2 protein-coding genes are annotated in these 3,791 nt (G+C 40.1%); both read right to left on the reverse strand.

Annotation, left to right across the window (positions count from 1 at the left end; translation table 11 throughout):
• Positions 1 to 195: 195 nt before the first annotated feature.
• Entirely contained in the window at positions 196 to 1,254 is a 1,059-nt protein-coding gene (locus PV763_RS17090) for a 2,3-butanediol dehydrogenase (protein ID WP_004281883.1), read from the reverse strand.
• A gap of 267 nt (positions 1,255 to 1,521) precedes the next feature.
• Positions 1,522 to 3,141 carry an oleate hydratase gene (locus PV763_RS17095; protein ID WP_004726755.1) on the reverse strand — a complete coding sequence of 540 codons (1,620 nt, stop codon included), beginning with the start codon at positions 3,139 to 3,141 and terminating at the stop codon, positions 1,522 to 1,524.
• Positions 3,142 to 3,791 lie beyond the last annotated feature (650 nt).

The raw sequence follows: 3,791 nt of genomic DNA on the forward strand, positions 1-3,791 counted from the left end.
AATCAACAGGGTTTTCGGTCTCTAAGCACTTTTTAAAGGGAACATCATCGACTCAAATCTCTATTTGCAACAGTGCCGTAAATTTGAGAATGAATCTGTACGTACAGACTCATTCCCTATCTATAAAGATATTAGAAATAGCTACATAGAGTTTATTTCTAGTTTATTCAAATTAGTCGTTCAAATTAGGCGTTACTACGGATGAACAATAATTTTTACAGCAGACTCATTATTATGAATCAATGTTTCAAAGCCTTTAGAAACAAGATCATCTAATGCAATCCGTTGGGTAATAAAAGGTTCTAGATTAATCTTACCTTGCTCAACCAAACGGATAGTTTCCTGATGATCATTTACATAAGCAATCGTGCCACGAATATCTAGCTCTTTCATCACCACACTATGCACATTAATTGTGGCAGGATGGCTCCAAATAGAAACGATAACGACTACACCAGTTGGTTTCATTGCTGCAACGAGTGTATCCATGACTTTATTGACACTACTACATTCAAAAGCGACATCTACACCGCGGTCTTCTGTAATTTTCATTACCTCAGCAACTACATCAACCTTAGATGGGTCTAGTACATAATCGGCAACACCCGCTTCTATCGCTTTTTCTTTACGTTTTGCACTCAGTTCAGTAATGATGACCGTGAGACCTTTAGCCTTTAAAATAGCAGATAAAAGTAAGCCTATTGGGCCTGCTCCACCAACCAGTGCGATATCGCCAGCTTTTGCGCCACTTCTGACATAGGCATGATGACCGACAGATAAAGGTTCTATCAATGCTGCTTGGTCTAAAGGAATATCATTTGAAATAGGATGTACCCAACGCCGCTGAACTGCAATTTTTTCAGAAAGACCACCACCGCGTCCGCCTAAACCAATAAAGTTCATATTTTTTGATAAATGATACTTATCATTGGGGCCAGTCGGCACATCGTCAGCAATGATGTAGGGTTCAACTACGACATGTTGCCCAATTTGGATATCATCTACACCCTCTCCAACTGCATAAACCACGCCTGAAAATTCATGTCCCATTGTTACAGGTGCAGATTCTCCCGAAATTGGGTGTGGGTGACCACAAGGTGGAATAAAAATAGGACCTTCCATGAATTCATGTAAATCTGTACCGCAAATACCACACCACGCAACTTGAATTCCAACTGTGCCTGGAAGTACTTTCGGTTCAGGGATATCTTCAATTCGAATATCCCCTCGGTCATAAAAACGAGCTGCTTTCATTTTATATTCCTTATATTGATGTTAACGGTAAACCAGTGCGTACACGGCCTCAACTTTCAATAAAGTATAAAAGGTGTTTGTGTAGGCAATACCCTTACTTTTGATAAGCCAAAAGAAAGCAAAAGCCTTTGTTACCCATACATAACATCCCTATTATGATGGATAACGTGTGGCATCCCTGCCACACTCGTGTATCCAAACGTTGCTTAAATTAAACTATGTAATAGTGGCGACATAAAGGTGCTCTTATCGCTATATATTAAAAACTTAGTGGAACACTGTTTCTAAAGCTTTTAAACCCACTTTGGGATCAAGTAGACCGTTGTAAATTTCAGGGATTTCACGTTCCACCCCAAAAAATTCATAAATGGCAAGCATCGCCCCACGAACTGAATATTCCACAGTAAAGACCACGTCATCTTCAATTTCCACAAACTGTCCAAGGAAAGCAAAGTTTTGTGAGCCTTGTGGAATTACCTGTGGACGATCCCCCGGTTTACGGCAGGCGAATAGGGCAGAGGCGTATGGCATCATGGCGGTAGTAACATCAGTCGTTGCCAAAACATGATCTAAAATGTCGTCAAAACCGAGCTGTTTAATCAGTTCTGTTAGGATTTCTTGCCCCGTGGCTTCGGACATTGGTTTTTTGATGTAATCGCCTATATGGTCAATTTGGAAACCGTAGCCCCATAAGGTATATAAACCTTCAGGTAAGTCGGCAAAGTGTGGCTGTGCAGGAACCACGATGGATAAATGCCAACCCGACTCATACCAAGTCATGAGTGCGCCTGTGCCTGGTTCATTGCCTGTATAGTCAATAATACGTTTAAGTAGCACGTCATCTTTCATGGTCAGAGTGAAAGACTCCCACTTATGTTCATCGACATTGCCATAAAAAGTCATTGGACGGCCAAAGTCTGGGGCTTTTTGTGCCAGCGTTTCCCAAAGCGTCCAGCCATGATCTTCTCGATGACGAATAAGGGCAGGCACGTCATGATTACCGCCATAACGTGAGTCTGCTGTAATAGAGCCTAAAGTGAAAATAGCTAAATCATTGGCTTTCAGATTAATTTGCTCTGAGCCTTCAGGCAATTGTACATATAGGCGTGAAGCGTAGCGTTCTTGAGTTTCAGCATTGGTAATGAAGTCTGCATCTGTGACATAGTGTCCAAAACGCACATCGACGCCTTGTGCGACTAACCAACGCTGTAGGGGCAGAATCATCGAGTCATATTGGTTGTACTTGGTACGTTTCACACCCGCTAAGGTATGAATGCGTGGCAATTCTTGAATAAAACGCAAGAAATAGCGTCTTAACTCTGCTGCACTGTGCCATTTTTGAAAAGCGAAAGTCGTGCGCCACATGCGCCAGAAATTGGTTTCAAAAAAGGTTTCATCAAAAAACTCATCAATGCGGCGACTGCCAATTTTTTCTTCTTTTGAAGCTAATAGGCGCAGCATCTGTGCACGATGTAGCGTATTCAGACCAAGCTTTGCTGCATCCGCAATGACATGTTCGGCATCAATCAACCGTGCATTGGCGTGGGTTTTCACTTTTTCATTAAACTCACGACATTCTTCACGCACCGAAATGTCTGGATTTTCCAAAGATGGAATACTGGAAAATAAGTCCCATAGGCACAAATAAGTTTCATCGGTCAGCATTCGCCCACCACGTGTTACCCAAGCTTGCGCGGCATGCGGTGTATGTCCACCATCCATCGAACCACCTGAAATATCGAGTTCTTCTAAAATATGGATATTTTTGGCAGGGACTTTGGCATCACGGATTGCAAATGCAGCAGCAGCCATACCTGCGATACCACCACCAATAATCCAAAGATGGGACTGTTGTGCGTCTAATGGGGTGCGCTTCTTCTTTTGCATGGTTCACCTTTAATAATGATGTTAAAAACTATGAAGTATAAAATGTGATTTAGAAAAACCTTAAAAATAGTATGACTTTTTATATATGAAAAATGTATGAAATGGGAAGCAATTTACTCATTATATTTTGTAATCAAAAAAATGTAAGTAATGGTTATTTTTAATACACATTTGTATTTTTTTAAAATAAAATATGATTTAAGTAATTGATTTTATTATTTTATAGAGTAATCACTCTATTTTGATCATATTTGTTTGTGTCTGAAGAATGTGTTTGAAACTAGGCTTTCTATTGATCATTAAAAGATATAATTGAATAATAGATCTCTTTCATAAATCAAAAAACGAGCACCTTTTTGATTGATATTTGTACTCTAATTTTCTTAGCATTCGTGCATAATCTGCGGATGAAATACATTGATTCAAAGAAGCTTTCTGAAACACAGTTTAAGCGATATACAGGCATCTCATGGTCAACCTTTTATTTAAATGGTTGAGCAATTGCAGAAGCATGTTCCAGCTAAAGGCAGACCACCCAAGTGGCACTGTTGCAAATAACCACGAATGGTAAGTTGAAGACTGTTTTAGCTAAAGGTGCAGCATATGAATCCTTTCCATGGTCGGCATTTTCAGGGCGAAATCATTCTTTG

The organism is Acinetobacter sp. AS5 (assembly GCF_048957595.1).
GTDB lineage: Bacteria > Pseudomonadota > Gammaproteobacteria > Pseudomonadales > Moraxellaceae > Acinetobacter.

Bases quoted from the DNA above. Each gene is read 5' to 3' on its own strand.
- PV763_RS17095 (WP_004726755.1), bottom strand. From the start codon at position 3,141: ATGCAAAAGAAGAAGCGCACCCCATTAGACGCACAACAGTCCCATCTT.
- PV763_RS17090 (WP_004281883.1), bottom strand. From the start codon at position 1,254: ATGAAAGCAGCTCGTTTTTATGACCGAGGGGATATTCGAATTGAAGAT.